The 14,649-nt window shown below is 69.7% G+C and carries 11 protein-coding genes and 1 pseudogene; 8 read left to right on the top strand and 4 right to left on the bottom strand.

Translation table 11 applies throughout. The features are described 5' to 3' along the window. The first annotated feature begins 176 nt into the window (after window positions 1-176). From ACZ4SW_RS25580 to ACZ4SW_RS25570, 3 genes and pseudogenes are all read left to right on the top strand, one after another. Window positions 177-476 (top strand): hypothetical protein, encoded by a 300-nt coding sequence (locus ACZ4SW_RS25580; protein WP_468250208.1) that lies wholly within the window; start codon window positions 177-179, stop codon window positions 474-476. Further along, window positions 473-1,457, top strand: a pseudogene (locus ACZ4SW_RS25575) (phosphotransferase family protein). The gene ACZ4SW_RS25580 and the pseudogene ACZ4SW_RS25575 overlap by 4 nt, the downstream one beginning before the upstream one ends. Before the next feature lie 11 nt (window positions 1,458-1,468). Then, complete coding sequence (locus ACZ4SW_RS25570; protein ID WP_468250205.1) at window positions 1,469-1,792, top strand: hypothetical protein; 324 nt, start codon at window positions 1,469-1,471, stop codon at window positions 1,790-1,792. Here the strand turns inward: ACZ4SW_RS25570 and ACZ4SW_RS25565 are convergent. Genes ACZ4SW_RS25565 through ACZ4SW_RS25550 form a run of 4 tightly spaced genes read right to left on the bottom strand, consistent with a single transcriptional unit; the run spans window position 1,773 to window position 5,684 of the window. After that, the gene (locus ACZ4SW_RS25565) at window positions 1,773-2,543 is read right to left on the bottom strand and encodes a succinate dehydrogenase/fumarate reductase iron-sulfur subunit (protein WP_468250201.1); all 771 of its coding nucleotides are present in this window, start codon (window positions 2,541-2,543) and stop codon (window positions 1,773-1,775) included. The genes ACZ4SW_RS25570 and ACZ4SW_RS25565 overlap by 20 nt on opposite strands. Continuing rightward, window positions 2,540-4,513, bottom strand: a complete 1,974-nt coding sequence (locus ACZ4SW_RS25560) for a fumarate reductase/succinate dehydrogenase flavoprotein subunit (RefSeq protein ID WP_468250198.1) — start codon at window positions 4,511-4,513, stop codon at window positions 2,540-2,542. Before ACZ4SW_RS25560 ends, ACZ4SW_RS25565 begins: the two co-directional genes overlap by 4 nt. 26 nt (window positions 4,514-4,539) lie before the next feature. Continuing rightward, window positions 4,540-5,373 (bottom strand): hypothetical protein, encoded by an 834-nt coding sequence (locus ACZ4SW_RS25555; RefSeq protein ID WP_468250195.1) that lies wholly within the window; start codon window positions 5,371-5,373, stop codon window positions 4,540-4,542. Between the two features lie 20 nt (window positions 5,374-5,393). Further along, complete coding sequence (locus tag ACZ4SW_RS25550) at window positions 5,394-5,684, bottom strand: hypothetical protein (protein ID WP_468250192.1); 291 nt, start codon at window positions 5,682-5,684, stop codon at window positions 5,394-5,396. Between the two features lie 372 nt (window positions 5,685-6,056). Between ACZ4SW_RS25550 and ACZ4SW_RS25545 the strand changes: the two genes are divergently transcribed. From ACZ4SW_RS25545 to ACZ4SW_RS25525, 5 genes are all read left to right on the top strand, one after another. Then, entirely contained in the window at window positions 6,057-8,150 is a 2,094-nt protein-coding gene (locus ACZ4SW_RS25545) for an ABC transporter family substrate-binding protein (protein ID WP_468250189.1), read from the top strand. A 318-nt stretch (window positions 8,151-8,468) separates the two neighbouring features. Continuing rightward, window positions 8,469-10,385 (top strand): translational GTPase TypA, encoded by a 1,917-nt coding sequence (gene typA / locus ACZ4SW_RS25540; protein WP_468250186.1) that lies wholly within the window; start codon window positions 8,469-8,471, stop codon window positions 10,383-10,385. A gap of 612 nt (window positions 10,386-10,997) precedes the next feature. Further along, window positions 10,998-12,623, top strand: coding sequence for a peptide ABC transporter substrate-binding protein (locus ACZ4SW_RS25535; RefSeq protein ID WP_468250183.1), 1,626 nt, complete (start codon window positions 10,998-11,000; stop codon window positions 12,621-12,623). Window positions 12,624-12,793: 170 nt separating this feature from the next. Further along, window positions 12,794-13,717 (top strand): ABC transporter permease, encoded by a 924-nt coding sequence (locus ACZ4SW_RS25530; protein ID WP_468250180.1) that lies wholly within the window; start codon window positions 12,794-12,796, stop codon window positions 13,715-13,717. Continuing rightward, the gene (locus tag ACZ4SW_RS25525) at window positions 13,710-14,645 is read left to right on the top strand and encodes an ABC transporter permease (RefSeq protein WP_468250177.1); all 936 of its coding nucleotides are present in this window, start codon (window positions 13,710-13,712) and stop codon (window positions 14,643-14,645) included. Before ACZ4SW_RS25530 ends, ACZ4SW_RS25525 begins: the two co-directional genes overlap by 8 nt. Window positions 14,646-14,649: the final 4 nt, after the last annotated feature.

The following is a 14,649-nucleotide window of genomic DNA, read 5'->3' as shown; positions in this document are numbered from 1 at the left end:
TCGGAACACGGCGGCCCGGCGCGGCCGGCGTCGACGGTGGGGCGGCGTCACATTTCGGAGCGTATGGCTGAATACGCGGTACCGCGAGCGGGGTGCGCCGCCCGCTGCGGAAGAGACGGATCTGGCCGTGCGCGGGGGTTGGTGTCATGATCGGGCCAACGAGACGCGGGGGCCCGATGCTGCACATCACTTCACTGATCGCCGTGTACGCGGTCGCGGTGCTCTACGCCGTCGCGGGCGCCCTGGTCCCCACGACCGGCCGGGCCGGGCCGTGGGCGCGGGGCCGGGTGCTGCGGCCGCATCTGTGGGGCTCCGGAGCGCTGCTCTTCGCAGTCGGCATGGGGCTGTGCCGATACGCCTCCACCGTGCGGGAGCTCACCGTCCTCGACATCCTGAACGCCCTCGGCCTGCCCCTGATGCTCGCGGGCGGTGTGCTGCAGTTCCTGGGCCGGCACGTCGAGCGCAGGCCCTCATGACGCCCGCCCGGACACCCCTCACCCGCGACGATCTGGCCCCGTTGGCCCGCGAGGCCCTGGGCGCCACCCGCCGCCTGGACACGGTCACCCGGCTGCGCGGCGGCTCCAAGAAGGGCGTCTACCGCCTCGCCCTCGACGACGGCTCCACCGTGATCGCCTACGTCTGGTCACCCGACGAGGACTACTGGGGCGCCCCGCCCGCCGACCCCCGCGACCCCTTCTCGCACGCCTCGGGCCTCGACCTGTTCAGGGCGTCGCACGACCGGCTCACGGCCCTCGGCATCCGCACACCGCGCCTGCTGTTCGCCGACTCCTCCCACAGGCACCTGCCGGCGGACGCGGCGGTCGTCGAGGACCTCGCAGGCGGCACCCTGGAGGAGCTGCTGCACCGCGGCCCGCACGCGGCGGCACCCGCGCTGAACGACCTCGCCGCCACCCTGACCGCGATGCGTTCCCACACCGCCCCCCCGCTTCGGCAAGGTCGCCGTGATCGACGGCGGCGGCGCGCCGCAGGGCACCTCGTGCGAAGCCGTCGTACGGGACCGCGCACTGCGGGACACCGAGGAGGCGGCGGCCCGCGAGCCCCGGGTCGCGGCCGTGCGCGACCGGCTCGAGCACCGCCTGCACGCGCTCTTCGCGACCGTGCGCCCCCGCGCCCGCCACACCCTGGTCCACGGCGAACTGGGCCCCGACCACGTCCTGCTGGACGCGGACGGCCGTCCGGCCCTGATCGACATCGAAGGACTGATGTACTTCGACGCCGAGTGGGAGCACGTCTTCCTCCGGCTCCGCTTCGGCCCCCGCTACGAGGCCCTGCGCACCGACGACCTCGACGAGGACCGGCTGCGCCTGTACCGCCTCGCACTGCACCTCTCCCTGGTGGCGGGCCCCCTCAGGCTCCTCGACGGCGACTACCCGGAACCGGGGCCGATGCGGGGCATCGCGGAACACAACCTCGAGCGCGCACTGGAGTTCGTATGACGATGACCGGCATGCACTGGGCACTGGTAGGGGTGGCCGCGTCACTGCTGGTGGCGGGCGCGGCGACGGGTGTCGCAGCGATCAGGACGGGCTGGCTGCCGCCGTGGGGCGGGCGCAGGATCATGCGGCCGAAGCTGTGGGGATACGGCACGCTGGTGAGCGCCGTCGGCATGTCCGGTTACATGTTCCTCGGCCCCCTGAACGAGGCCCCCTTCGCCCGCATGCCCATCGCGGCCACGGGCTTGGCGGTGTATTTCGTCGGCACGGCGATACAGGTGTCGGCCCGGCGCCCCGGCCGCACCCCGGACGCCGCCGCTACGAAGAACGCCTCCTGATCTTCGAGCCCAGCCACACCAGCGGGTCGTACTTGCGGTCGACCGCCCGTTCCTTCAGCGGGATCAGGGCGTTGTCCGTGATCCTGATGCCCTCCGGGCAGACCTCCGTGCAGCACTTGGTGATGTTGCAGTAGCCGAGCCCGTGCTCGTCCTGGGCCGTGCGTTTGCGGTCCAGGCCCCGCTCCGCCGCCGCGTCCAGCGGGTGCATGTCCAGTTCCGCCACCCGCATCAGGTAGCGCGGGCCCGCGAAGGCCTGCTTGTTCTCCTCGTGGTCGCGCACCACATGGCAGGTGTTCTGGCACAGGAAGCACTCGATGCACTTGCGGAACTCCTGCGAGCGGTCCACGTCCTCCTGCATCATGCGGTACTCGCCCGGGCCGAGCCCCGCGGGCGGGACGAAGGCCGGGACCTCGCGCGCCTTGACGTAGTTGAAGCCGACGTCCGTCACCAGGTCGCGGATCACCGGGAAGGTGCGCAGCGGGGTGACGGTGATCGTCTCCTCCCGGTCGAACACCGACATCCGCGTCATGCACATCAGCCGCGGCCGCCCGTTGATCTCCGCCGAGCACGAACCGCACTTGCCGGCCTTGCAGTTCCAGCGCACCGCGAGGTCCGGCGCCTGGGTGGCCTGCAGACGGTGGATGATGTCCAGCACCACCTCGCCGTCGTTGACCTCGACCTTGAAGTCCTCCAGGCCGCCGCCGCCCGCGTCGCCCCGCCACACCGTGAAGCGGGCTTCGTAGCTGCTCATTCGTACAGCTCCTCCTCGGCGAGGTACTTCACCAGCTCCTCCTTCTCGAAGAGGGCGAGCAGGTCGGGGCGGACGGGTTCGGTGGTCTCCCGGGTCAGGGCGATCTGGCCCCGGGCCGGGTCCGTCGCGGCCAGGCCCCCGGTCGGGTCGGTGAGCCGGCACAGCAGGTTGACGCGGCGCCACGCGCGGTCCATCGCGGGGAAGTCCTCGCGGGTGTGACCGCCGCGCGACTCCGTGCGCTCCAGCGCGGCCCGCGCCACGCACTCGCTGACCAGCAGCATGTTCCTCAGGTCCAGCGCCAGGTGCCAGCCCGGGTTGTACTGCCGGTGCCCCTCGACTCCCGCCCGGCGCGCCCGCACCCGCAGCTCCGCCAGCTTCTTCAGCGCCTGCTGCATCTCGGACTCGCGGCGGATGATGCCGACCAGGTCGTTCATGGTCTGCTGCAGTTCCTGGTGCAGGGCGTACGGGTTCTCCGGCGGGCGGCCCTCCTCCAGGACGTCCTCGCCGGGTGCCGGGCCCTCCGCCGAGAAGGGGCGCAGGGCCTCGGCCGCCGCCGCGTCCACCTGGACGTCGTCCACCGAGGGCCGCTCGGCCAGCCCCATGGCGTACTGCGCCGCGTGCAGACCGGCCCGGCGCCCGAACACCAGCAGGTCGGAGAGCGAGTTGCCGCCCAGCCGGTTGGAGCCGTGCATTCCGCCGGCCACCTCCCCGGCCGCGTACAGGCCCGTGACCCCGCGCGCCGCCGCCGTGTCCGAGTCGACCGCGACCCCGCCCATCACGTAGTGGCAGGTCGGCCCGACCTCCATGGCCTCGGCGGTGATGTCGACGTCCGCCAGCTCCTTGAACTGGTGGTACATCGACGGCAGCCGGCGCCGCACGACCTCGGCCGGCATCCGCGTCGACACGTCCAGGAAGACCCCGCCGTGCGGAGAGCCCCGGCCCGCCTTCACCTCGGCGTTGATGGCGCGCGCCACCTCGTCCCGGGGCAGCAGCTCGGGCGGACGCCGGTTGTGCTCCGGGTCGTCGTACCAGCGGTCGGCCTCCGCCTCCGTCTCCGCGTACTTCTCCTTGAAGACGTCGGGGATGTAGTCGAACATGAACCGCTTGCCGTCTGCGTTCATCAGCACGCCGCCGTCGCCGCGCACCGACTCGGTGACGAGGATGCCCTTCACCGACGGCGGCCAGACCATGCCGGTCGGGTGGAACTGCACGAACTCCATGTTCAGCAGCGGCGCCCCCGCGAGCAGCGCCAGCGCGTGCCCGTCACCGGTGTACTCCCAGGAGTTCGACGTCACCTTGAAGGACTTGCCGATGCCGCCCGTCGCGATCACGACCGCGGGCGCCTGAAGGACGAAGAAGCGGCCGGACTCGCGCTCGTAGGCGAAGACCCCCGACACACGGCCCGCGCCGGAGCCGCCGCCGGATGCCGTGTCTTTGAGGATCCGGGTGACCGTGCACTCCTGGAACACCTTCAGCCGGGACTCGTAGTCGCCGGTCTCCTCCTTGTCCTCCTGCTGGAGCGCGACCACCTTCTGCTGGAGCGTGCGGATCAGCTCCAGGCCCGTGCGGTCGCCGACGTGCGCGAGGCGCGGGTACTCGTGGCCGCCGAAGTTGCGCTGGGAGATCTTCCCGTCCTGCGTACGGTCGAACAGGGCGCCCCAGGTCTCCAGCTCCCAGACGCGGTCGGGGGCCTCGCGCGCGTGCAGCTCGGCCATCCGCCACTGGTTGAGGAACTTCCCGCCGCGCATGGTGTCGCGGAAGTGCACCTGCCAGTTGTCGTGCGGGTTGGCGTTGCCCATCGCCGCCGCGATGCCGCCCTCCGCCATCACCGTGTGCGCCTTGCCGAACAGCGACTTGCAGATCACGGCCGTGCGGGCGCCGCGCTCACGGGCCTCGATGGCGGCGCGCAGTCCGGCGCCGCCGGCCCCGACCACGACGACGTCCCACTCCTGCCGGTCGACCACGGACATCACAAGGCCTCACTCATCGGAACTCGTCAGAAGAAGCGCGGATCGGCGAAGACGCCGGACGCCACCAGGTACACGTAGAAGTCGGCCAGGGCCACGCTGACCAGCGACGCCCACGCCAGCAGCATGTGCCGGGCGTTGAGCCGGCTGATGAACACCCAGGTCTTGTAGCGGACCGGGTGCTTGGAGAAGTGCTTGAGCTTTCCGCCGACGATGTGCCGGCAGGAGTGGCAGGAGAGCGTGTACGCCCAGATCAGCACGATGTTCACCAGGAAGACCAGGGTGCCGAGGCCCATGTGGCCCCAGTGGTAGTGCCGGTCGCGGAAGGCGAGCACGGTGTCGTAGGTGAGGACGCCCGCCACCAGGAGCGCCGCGTAGAAGAAGTACCGGTGGACGTTCTGCAGGATCAGCGGGAAGCGGGTCTCGCCGGTGTACTTCTTGTGCGGCTCCGCCACCGCGCAGGCCGGGGGCGACGCCCAGAAGCCGCGGTAGTAGGCCTTGCGGTAGTAGTAGCAGGTCAGGCGGAACCCCAGCGGGAAGATCAGGATGATGATCGCCGGGGAGATCGCCCACCAGCTCCCGAAGAGGTCCGCGTTGGGCCCCGCGTGCATGGTGCGGCACCGCTCCGCCAGGCACGGCGAGTAGAACGGCGAGACGTACGGCGCGGCGTAGTAGTGCGTGTCCGCGAAGGCGCGCCAGGTCGAGTACACGACGAAGGCCAGCAGCCCGGCGGCGGTGGCGGCCGGGGCCAGCCACCAGCGGTCGGTGCGCAGGTGGCGCCCGGGGATCGCGGCGCGCCTGCCGGTCCGCTCGCCGCCCGGCGCGGGGACTTCGGTGTCGGGGGATTCGGTGCCAGTGGCCAACTTGGGACGCACCTTCTTCGTCAGGGGGCGTGCCGGTCGCGGGCGCCGAGACCCTCGTCGTCCGAGTCCGTCCACAGGGTGGTGTCGTACGGGGTGTCGGGGATGGTGACCAGATCGGGCCGCCGGGAGCCTCCTGCGGCACTGGCCGCCTCGCGCAGCAGCGCCACGCTCTCGCGCAGGTGGTCGGCGTCGGTGCGGACACGGCGGATGTCGAGGCCGCCGCTGCCGATCTGCCGCTCCAGCCGCCCCACCGACCGGCACAGGTCGTCGAGGCAGCGCTGTACCGATGTCAGTTCATCGTGCACGGACATGACGTGACCTCGCTTCCACGGGTCCCACGGACCGGGGTGGCAACGCTCATGCGCCTGCGAGTGTTGCGCGTCACACCGACCGGTGGGAAGGGACATGCAGCGATTGGCCGACGCACGGGGGTGTGTGCGGGTGCGTTTTCGAATGTGCCGCAACTCCGGGCGGACGGCACCCGGAAGCCCGGTGCGCGGCCGGCTGCGCCACATGGGTGACCTTGCCGGGCCGTGTCGCCGTGTCGCCGCATCCAGCCGGACCCTTTCCACTTCAGTGGGCGCATACATCCGATCAACTCCATATACCCCCAATATTCCCAAAACGGATCATAACGCCCTAACCCCGCTCATCCGCGGAGCGGCCCCTCGGAGGTAGACGTGATGTCCCACGACGGCGTCGGACCGCGCGCGGTGCTGCGCTCGGTCACGTTCCTCACCGCGGGCGCCCTCGCGGCCGCCACCCTCGCCGCCTGCAGCTCCGACGAGGAGAACGACAGCCGGCCGGTCGCCGCGCAGGACATCGCTCCCGCCGCGCGCCCCCTGGTCGCCGACGGGGGCACCCTGCGCTGGGCCGTCGACGCCGTGCCCGAGACCCTGAACACCTTCCAGGCCGACGCCGACGCGGGGACCACCCGGATCGCGGGCGCCGTCCTGCCCTCCCTGTTCCGGCTGGACGAGCGCGGCCGTCCGCAGCGCGACGCGGACTTCCTGGAGTCCGCCAAGGTGGTGTCCACCGAGCCCAAGCAGGTCGTCGTCTACCGCCTCAACCAGCAGGCCGTCTGGAGCGACGGCAGGGAGATCGGCGCCGACGACTTCGCCGCCCAGTGGCGCGCCCTCGCCGGCAAGGACAACGCCTACTGGACCGCCCGCAACGCCGGATACGACCGCATCGAGAAGGTGGAGCGCGGCGCGAACAACCTCGAGGTCAAGGTCACCTTCGCCAAGCCGTACGCCGACTGGCGCTCCCTGTTCTCGCCGCTGTACCCGAAGGACGTCACGGGCACCCCGGACAGCTTCAACGACGCGGCGCGACGCGGCCTGAAGGTCACCGCCGGCCCGTTCTCCCTCGCCAAGGTGGACCACAAGGGCGGCCAGGTCACCCTCGCCCGCAACCCGCGCTGGTGGGGCCGGCCCGCGAAGTTGTCCGAAATCGTGCTCGTGGCCGTGCCGCGCGACCAGCGGGCCGCCGCGCTCGCCGACGGCAAGGTCGACATGGCGGAGATCGACCCGGAGGACGCCGAGCGGGTGGCGCCCGCCGCCGGCGGCAAGGGTCGCAAGGCCCTCCAGGGCTCCTCGGCCCCCGGCGGTGCGGGCGCGCCGGGCGCCCAGCAGGCCCTGCACGGCTTCGTGATCCGCAAGTCCCTGGAACCCGCCTACACCCAGCTCGCCCTCAACGGCTCCCGGGGACCGCTCGCCGACGAGCGGGTGCGCCGGGCGGTGGCCCGCGCCCTGGACCGCACCGAGCTGGCCGGGCTGGTCCTCAAGCCGCTGGGGCTGCCCGCCGTGCCGGTCGGCAGCCATCTCGCGCTCGCCGGGCAGGACGCCTACCAGGACAACAGCGGCTCCCTCGGCAAACAGGACACCGCCCAGGCCCGGGCGCTGCTGACCGAGGCCGGGTGGGTGCCCGGCGGCCAGGTCAAGGAGGAGCCGAAAAAGAAGAAGGGCGCGGCCGGACCCGAAGGTAACGGGGCCGGGGACGGCACGGCCGACGACGGCGCCCGCATCGTCGGCCAGGACGACAAGCCGCCCGCCCAGCACGACCCGGGCGACCACGCGAACAAGCCCGCCGACGAACAGGCGGGCAAGCACCTCGACGGCGAGCTCCGGCAGGACCCCCGGCGCGCGGGCGGGGCCCCGGGGGCGTACGCGCCCAAGGGCACGGCCGCTCCTGGCGGCGCGGCCTCCGGGGTGTTCGCCAAGGACGGCAAGGCGCTGCAACTCCGCTTCGTGCTGCCGTCCGGACCGGGCTCGAAGACCCTGCGGACGGTCGGCGACCGCATCGCCCGCATGCTGGAGAAGATCGGGATCCGCACGGAGATCGCCGACGTCCCCGACGACAGCTACTTCAAGGACCACATCGCGTCCGGGGACTACGACCTGGCGCTGTACTCCTGGCCCGCGACCGCGTTCCCCGCGACCGACGCCCGGCCGATCTTCGCCAAACCGGTACCGGCGGCGGACGGGTCGCTCAGCGTCGAACAGAACTACACCCGGGTCGGCACCGACCAGGTGGACCAGATCTTCGACCAGGCGATCGCCACGCTGGACGAGGGCGAGGAACGGGACCTGGTCCGCAAGGCCGACGCCCGCATCTGGGCCACGGCGGCCTCCATCCCGCTCTACCAGCGCCCCCAGCTCACGGTCACCCGCACCAACCTGGCGAACGCGGGCGCGTGGGGCTTTCAGACCCCGGTCTACGAGGACATGGGCTACCTGAAGAAGAGCGCGAAACCGTCGGCGAGCCCGTCGTCGTAGGTGCGGAGCCGCACTGCGCCCAACCTCCCGGCCCCCCTGAGGGGTCCTTGCACTATGCCCGCCCGGGTCGCGCGGCCTGGCACCGCACCTCGCCGCGTTGCCGAAAAGCCCTGGTAGCTCCGCTACCAGGACTCTCCGGCGCCTTGCGATGCACGGCACCAGACCACGCGACCTCATCGGGCGCTCATAGTGCAAGGACCCCTTAGCGGCAGCACCCCCGTACCATGGGGTAAGGCCGCGGCATGTTCAGCCCGGCAGGGCGCGCGTACCGAGGACGTACGCGCAGCCGTCCTCACCACTCCGGGAGTACGCCGCAATATGGCTGTGACTGCAACGCGTCACGACATCCGCAATGTCGCCATCGTCGCCCACGTCGACCACGGCAAGACGACCATCGTCGACGGCATGCTGAAGCAGGCCGGTGCCTTCGCCGCCCACCAGCTCGAGCAGGTCGACGACCGCGTCATGGACTCCAACGACCTGGAGCGTGAGAAGGGCATCACGATCCTCGCCAAGAACACCGCGGTGAAGTACCACCCGAAGGACGGCGGGGACCCCATCACCATCAACATCATCGACACCCCCGGCCACGCCGACTTCGGCGGCGAGGTCGAGCGCGGCCTGTCGATGGTGGACGGCGTCGTCCTGCTCGTCGACGCCTCCGAGGGCCCGCTGCCGCAGACCCGTTTCGTGCTGCGCAAGGCGCTCCAGGCCCGGCTGCCCGTCATCCTGTGCATCAACAAGACGGACCGGCCCGACGCCCGTATCGACGAGGTCGTGAACGAGACCTACGACCTCTTCCTCGACCTGGACGCGGACGAGGAGCAGATCGAGTTCCCGATCGTCTACGCCTGCGGCCGCGACGGCATCGCCTCCCTCACCAAGCCGGAGAACGGCACGGTCCCGGCCGACTCCACCAGCCTGGAGCCGTTCTTCTCCACCATCCTGGAGCACATCCCGGCCCCGACCTACGACGAGGACGCCCCGCTCCAGGCCCACGTCACCAACCTCGACGCCGACAACTTCCTCGGCCGCATCGCGCTGCTCCGCGTCGAGCAGGGCGAGCTGCGCAAGGGCCAGACCGTCGCCTGGATCAAGCGCGACGGGACGATCAGCAACGTCCGCATCAGCGAGCTGATGATGACCGAGGCGCTCACCCGCAAGCCCGCCGAGAAGGCCGGCCCGGGTGACATCTGTGCCGTCGCCGGCATCCCCGAGATCATGATCGGCGAGACCCTGGCCGACCCGGAGAACCCCGTCGCGCTGCCGCTGATCACGGTCGACGAGCCCGCGATCTCCATGGTCATCGGTACCAACACCTCGCCGCTGGTCGGCAGGGGCGGCACCGGCAAGGGCGCCAACGCCAAGGCCACGGTCAAGGACCGCAAGGTCACCGCGCGCCAGGTCAAGGACCGCCTCGACCGAGAGCTGATCGGCAACGTCAGCCTCCGGGTGCTGGACACCGACCGCCCGGACGCCTGGGAGGTGCAGGGCCGCGGTGAGCTGGCGCTGGCCATCCTGGTCGAGCAGATGCGCCGCGAGGGCTACGAGCTGACCGTCGGCAAGCCGCAGGTCGTCACCAAGGAGATCGACGGCAAGACGTACGAGCCGTTCGAGCGCATGACGATCGACGTGCCCGAGGAGCACATGGGCGCGGTCACCCAGCTCATGGGCGTCCGCAAGGGCCGCATGGACAACATGTCCAACCACGGCTCGGGCTGGGTGCGCATGGAGTTCGTGGTGCCCTCCCGCGGTCTCATCGGCTTCCGTACCGAGTTCCTGACCAGCACCCGCGGCACGGGCATCGGCCACTCCATCCACGAGGGCTTCGAGCCCTGGGCCGGCCCGCTCCAGACCCGTAACAACGGCTCGCTGGTGGCCGACCGCTCCGGCACCGTCACCGCCTTCGCGATGACGAACCTCCAGGAGCGCGGCACGCTGTTCGTGGAGCCGGGCACCGAGGTGTACGAGGGCATGATCGTCGGCGAGAACTCCCGCTCCGACGACATGGACGTCAACATCACCAAGGAGAAGAAGCTCACCAACATCCGCTCGGCCACGGCCGACATCGCCGAGTCGATCGTGCCGCCGCGCAAGCTGTCGCTCGAGCAGTCCCTGGAGTTCTGCCGCGACGACGAGTGCGTCGAGGTGACCCCGGAGGCGGTCCGCATCCGCAAGGTCGTCCTGGACCAGCGGGAGCGCGCCCGCGCCGCGAGCCGCGCCAAGCACGGCTGATTCCGGCCACCCACGTCAGGGCCGGGCGCTCCGCTAGCGGGGTGCCCGGCCCTGACGTGCACCCGGGATAGGGAAAACCCTTCACTTCGCACGGGCGGCCGCGCAGCCCTGCCGATGCGCACTACCCTGCTGCGCAGGTGCATTCCGGCCATGCCGGGCGGATCGCCGGCGGACGAGTCCCGCCGGGCGGCCGTTGACGGAAACGGGAGGGCGCATGCGCGCTGCGCATCGGCGTGTGCGTACGCCGACAGGACCCCCGCACGTCTTCACCTTAATCGCAACCGGTTTTTCACCACCGAGTGTCCGGAATGCGGACACCTTGCTCCGGTAGATGTGTAACAAGTCCGTTTCGCAGGGATCTTTCGGCAAACCGTTTGTCCGGATTTTGGAAGATGTACGGCTCAGGTGTGATGGAACCGAGACCTTAGGGGTGTGGTTCGTCCCTGGCCGATGGCAGATAGTTAGGCGCGTAGAGCTCGGATCAACGGGTCACGCCGCTGGCGGCGCCGACTCACGAGCGCGGGGGCACCTGACCATTTCAGGCACCGGTGACGGTGATGTGTCTCGTGCCCCTCCATGCGGTGAACCAATGGACTCATGAGGAGGAGCCCCATGCGTGGTGCCAAGAGCGCCAAGTGGGCTGCGGTGGCGACAGTCGTGGCCATGGGCGCGACCGCCTGTGGTGGCGGTGGGCACACTGGCAACGGCAACGCCGGCGGTAAGAGCGACGGCGTGGTGTCGGTCGAGATAGGCCAGCCGCAGAACACGCTGGTCCCGTCGAACACCTACGAGACCGAGGGCGGCCAGGTCATCCACGCCCTGTTCACCGGTCTCACGAAGATCGACCCGAACAACAAGATCGTCAACGACGAGGCCCAGTCCATCACCACCAAGGACAACAAGGTCTGGACGATCAAGCTGAAGCCGGGCTTCACGTTCCACAACGGCGAGCAGGTCACCGCGCAGTCGTACGTCGACGCCTGGAACTACGGCGCCGACCAGACCAACGCCCAGCAGACCAATCCGCTCTTCAGTCACATCCAGGGCTACGCGGACCTCAACCCGGGCCCGAAGAAGACCGTCAAGGTCCACAAGATGTCCGGCCTGAAGGCGATCGACGACAACACGCTCCAGGTCACCCTGACGGCGCCGTTCTCGGCCTTCCCGGCCCAGCTCTCGTTCACCGGCTTCGTGCCGCTGCCGAAGGCGTTCTTCAAGGACCCGAAGGGCTTCGGCAAGAAGCCGATCGGCAACGGCCCCTACGAGGCGAAGACGTCCTTCGTCGACAACGAGGGCATCAGCCTGGTCAAGTACGACAAGTACCCCGGCGCCTCCAGCTACCAGGTCAAGGGCATCGACTTCAAGGTCTACTCGAACCAGGACACCGCCTACAAGGACCTGGTCGCGGGCAACCTCGACGTCCTCCCGGTGGTCCCGACCTCGGGTCTGGCCACGTACAAGAAGGACCTGCCGGGCCACACCATCGACGTCCCCGAGGGCGCGGTCGGTTACATCGGCTTCCCGCTGAAGTACAACAAGGCCTTCCAGAACCCGAAGCTCCGCGAGGCCATCTCCATGTCCATCGACCGGAACACGATCGCCCAGAAGGTGTTCCTGGGCGCCCGTACCCCGGCCGACGACTACGTCCCACCGCTGATCGACGGCTACCGCAAGGGCGCCTGCGGTGAGGCCTGCACCTACAACCCGACCAAGGCGAAGCAGCTCTACAAGGAGGCCGGCGGTCTGCCCGGCAACGCCCTGGAGATCGGCTACAACGCGGACGGCGACCACAAGACCTGGGTCGAGGCCGTGGCCAACCAGATCCAGAGTGCCCTCGGCATCAAGGTGACGCCCAAGCCGTTCGAGCAGTTCCAGAGCATCCTGAACGACCTGGACGCCAAGAAGTACCAGGGCGCCTTCCGGATGGGCTGGCAGATGGACTACCCGAACATGGAGGACTTCCTCCGCCCGATCTTCTCCAAGGACGCCATCGAGAACGGCTCGAACTACGCGGGCTACACCAACGACCAGTTCGAGAAGCTGCTCAGCGAGGGCGACCAGGCCCCCAGCCAGGCCGACGCCGCCAAGAAGTACCAGGAGGCGGACGACGTCCTGATCAAGGACCTGCCGTACATCCCGGTGTACTTCTACCGCCTGAACACGGGCTTCAGCGACAAGATCAGCTCGATGAACATCATCGCTCACCAGATCGACTGGACGAGCGTGAAGCTCGCCTGAGCGAAGAAGCCGAGAACCGCGTCCGCGACGTGAAGTAGCGGACAACGGGGTGGGCAGGGGGAACCGCCGGAGCACGACGGCTCTCCCGCCCACCCTCTTCGCCGTTGGGTCCGATCGGCGAGCGCCTTCCCCCGGGGCGCCGGATCGGGCCAGCATTCCTTGGAGAACCAATGGGCCGATTCGTCGTGCGCCGAGTGCTGCAGGCGATCCCTGTACTCATAGGCGTCACGTTCCTCATCTACTGCCTGGTCTTCCTGCTGCCGGGCGACCCGATCCGGGCCCTGATGGGCGAGAAGCAGAGCCCCCACCTCGCCGCGGTGCTGCGCGCGCAGTACCACCTCGACGACCCCCTGGTGGTGCAGTACTGGCACTACATCAGCGGCGTCTTCCGGGGCGATCTGGGCACCACCTACACCGGCCGGTCGATCAGTGACATCGTCGCCCAGCGCTTCCCGGTGACGCTGAAGCTGTCGCTGACGGCGTTCGGCTTCGAGGCGGTCATCGGCATCCTGGCCGGTATCCTCTCGGCGCTGAAGCGCGGGAGGTTCGCGGACAACGTGGTCTTCGTCGCCACGCTGTTCCTGATCTCCATCCCGGTGTTCGTGCTCGGCAACGTCCTCCAGCTCGAACTGGGCGTCAAGTTCAAGCTGACGCCGGTCGCGGGCATCGAGGACGGCTGGCCCGCCAGCTATGTGCTGCCCGGCCTGGTGCTGGCCGCCACGTCGATGGCGTACATCGCCCGGCTGACCCGGACCAGCATGATCGAGTCGGTCCGCTCCGACTACGTCCGCACCGCCATCGCCAAGGGACTGCCGCGCCGCCGCGTCATCGGCATCCACGCGCTGCGCAACTCCCTCATCCCCGTCGTCACCTTCCTCGGCATGGACCTCGGTTCGCTGATGGGTGGCGCGATCATCACGGAGCGGGTCTTCAACCTCCCCGGCATCGGCGGTCAGTTGGCCCAGTCCGTCTCCCTTCGCGAGGGGCCCGTCGTCGTGGGCCTGGTCACCCTGCTCATCCTGATCTACCTGGTGGCCAACCTCGTCGTCGACGTCCTCTACGCCGTGCTCGACCCGAGGATCCGCTATGAGTGAACAGATCATCGAACGGCCCGTGCCCGCCGACGGCCCCACGGCCAAGGCGCCGGACCCGGAGGGCAGGCCGGAGCGCGTCGCCAGCCTGTGGAGCGACGGCTGGCGCGACCTGCGCAAGCGGCCCATGTTCCTCATTTCGGCTTTCGTCATCCTGTTCCTGCTGGTGCTGGCCGTCGCGCCGGGCATGTTCACCGCCCGGTCCCCGTTCAGCCCCGGTTTCTGCGACCTGATGCACTCCATGGACGGCCCGCGCAGCGGCCACTGGTTCGGCTACGACGTCCAGGGCTGCGACATCTACACCCGCACGGTGTGGGGCACCCGCAACTCGATCATCGTCGGTGTGGTCTCCACCGTCCTGACCACGGTGCTCGGCGCCGTCATCGGCATGCTGGCCGGCCTGACGGGCGGCTGGATCGACTCGCTGATCTCCCGCTTCTCGGAGATCTTCTACGCGCTGCCGATCCTCATCGGCGGTCTGCTGATCATGTCGATGGTCGGCAGCAGCAACGTGTGGACGGTCGCCATCGTGCTGTCGGTCCTCGGCTGGCCGCAGGTCTACCGGATCATGCGCGGTGAGGTCATCGGCAACAAGTACAACGACTACGTCGCCGCCGCCCGGGCGCTCGGCGCGGGGCCCATGCGGATCGCCTTCCGGCACATCCTGCCCAACACGCTCGCCCCGATCGTGGTCGTCTCCACGATGAACCTGGGCGTCTACATCGCCGCCGAGGCCGCGCTGTCCTACCTGGGCATCGGCGTTCAGTCCCCGGACATCTCCTGGGGTCTGATGATCAGCGACGCCCAGGACCGCTGGCTCACCTCGCCGCACGCCCTGCTGTTCCCGGCCGGCGCGCTGAGCCTGACGGTGCTCGCGTTCATCATGCTCGGCGACGTGGTCCGCGACGCCTTCGACCCCAAGCTGCGCTGAGGAG

It is taken from the genome of Streptomyces sp. NPDC028331, from assembly GCF_055565775.1.
This window is presented reverse-complemented; position numbering and strand designations above follow the sequence as displayed.

Excerpts from the sequence above, each read along its gene's own strand:
- ACZ4SW_RS25570 (WP_468250205.1), top strand. The coding sequence starts at position 1,469 with ATGCACTGGGCACTGGTAGGGGTGGCCGCGTCACTGCTGGTGGCGGGC.
- ACZ4SW_RS25565 (WP_468250201.1), bottom strand. The coding sequence starts at position 2,543 with ATGAGCAGCTACGAAGCCCGCTTCACGGTGTGGCGGGGCGACGCGGGC.
- ACZ4SW_RS25545 (WP_468250189.1), top strand. The coding sequence starts at position 6,057 with ATGTCCCACGACGGCGTCGGACCGCGCGCGGTGCTGCGCTCGGTCACG.
- ACZ4SW_RS25535 (WP_468250183.1), top strand. The coding sequence starts at position 10,998 with ATGCGTGGTGCCAAGAGCGCCAAGTGGGCTGCGGTGGCGACAGTCGTG.
- ACZ4SW_RS25560 (WP_468250198.1), bottom strand. The coding sequence starts at position 4,513 with ATGTCCGTGGTCGACCGGCAGGAGTGGGACGTCGTCGTGGTCGGGGCC.
- ACZ4SW_RS25525 (WP_468250177.1), top strand. The coding sequence starts at position 13,710 with ATGAGTGAACAGATCATCGAACGGCCCGTGCCCGCCGACGGCCCCACG.
- ACZ4SW_RS25580 (WP_468250208.1), top strand. The coding sequence starts at position 177 with ATGCTGCACATCACTTCACTGATCGCCGTGTACGCGGTCGCGGTGCTC.
- ACZ4SW_RS25530 (WP_468250180.1), top strand. The coding sequence starts at position 12,794 with ATGGGCCGATTCGTCGTGCGCCGAGTGCTGCAGGCGATCCCTGTACTC.
- ACZ4SW_RS25550 (WP_468250192.1), bottom strand. The coding sequence starts at position 5,684 with ATGTCCGTGCACGATGAACTGACATCGGTACAGCGCTGCCTCGACGAC.
- typA (WP_468250186.1), top strand. The coding sequence starts at position 8,469 with ATGGCTGTGACTGCAACGCGTCACGACATCCGCAATGTCGCCATCGTC.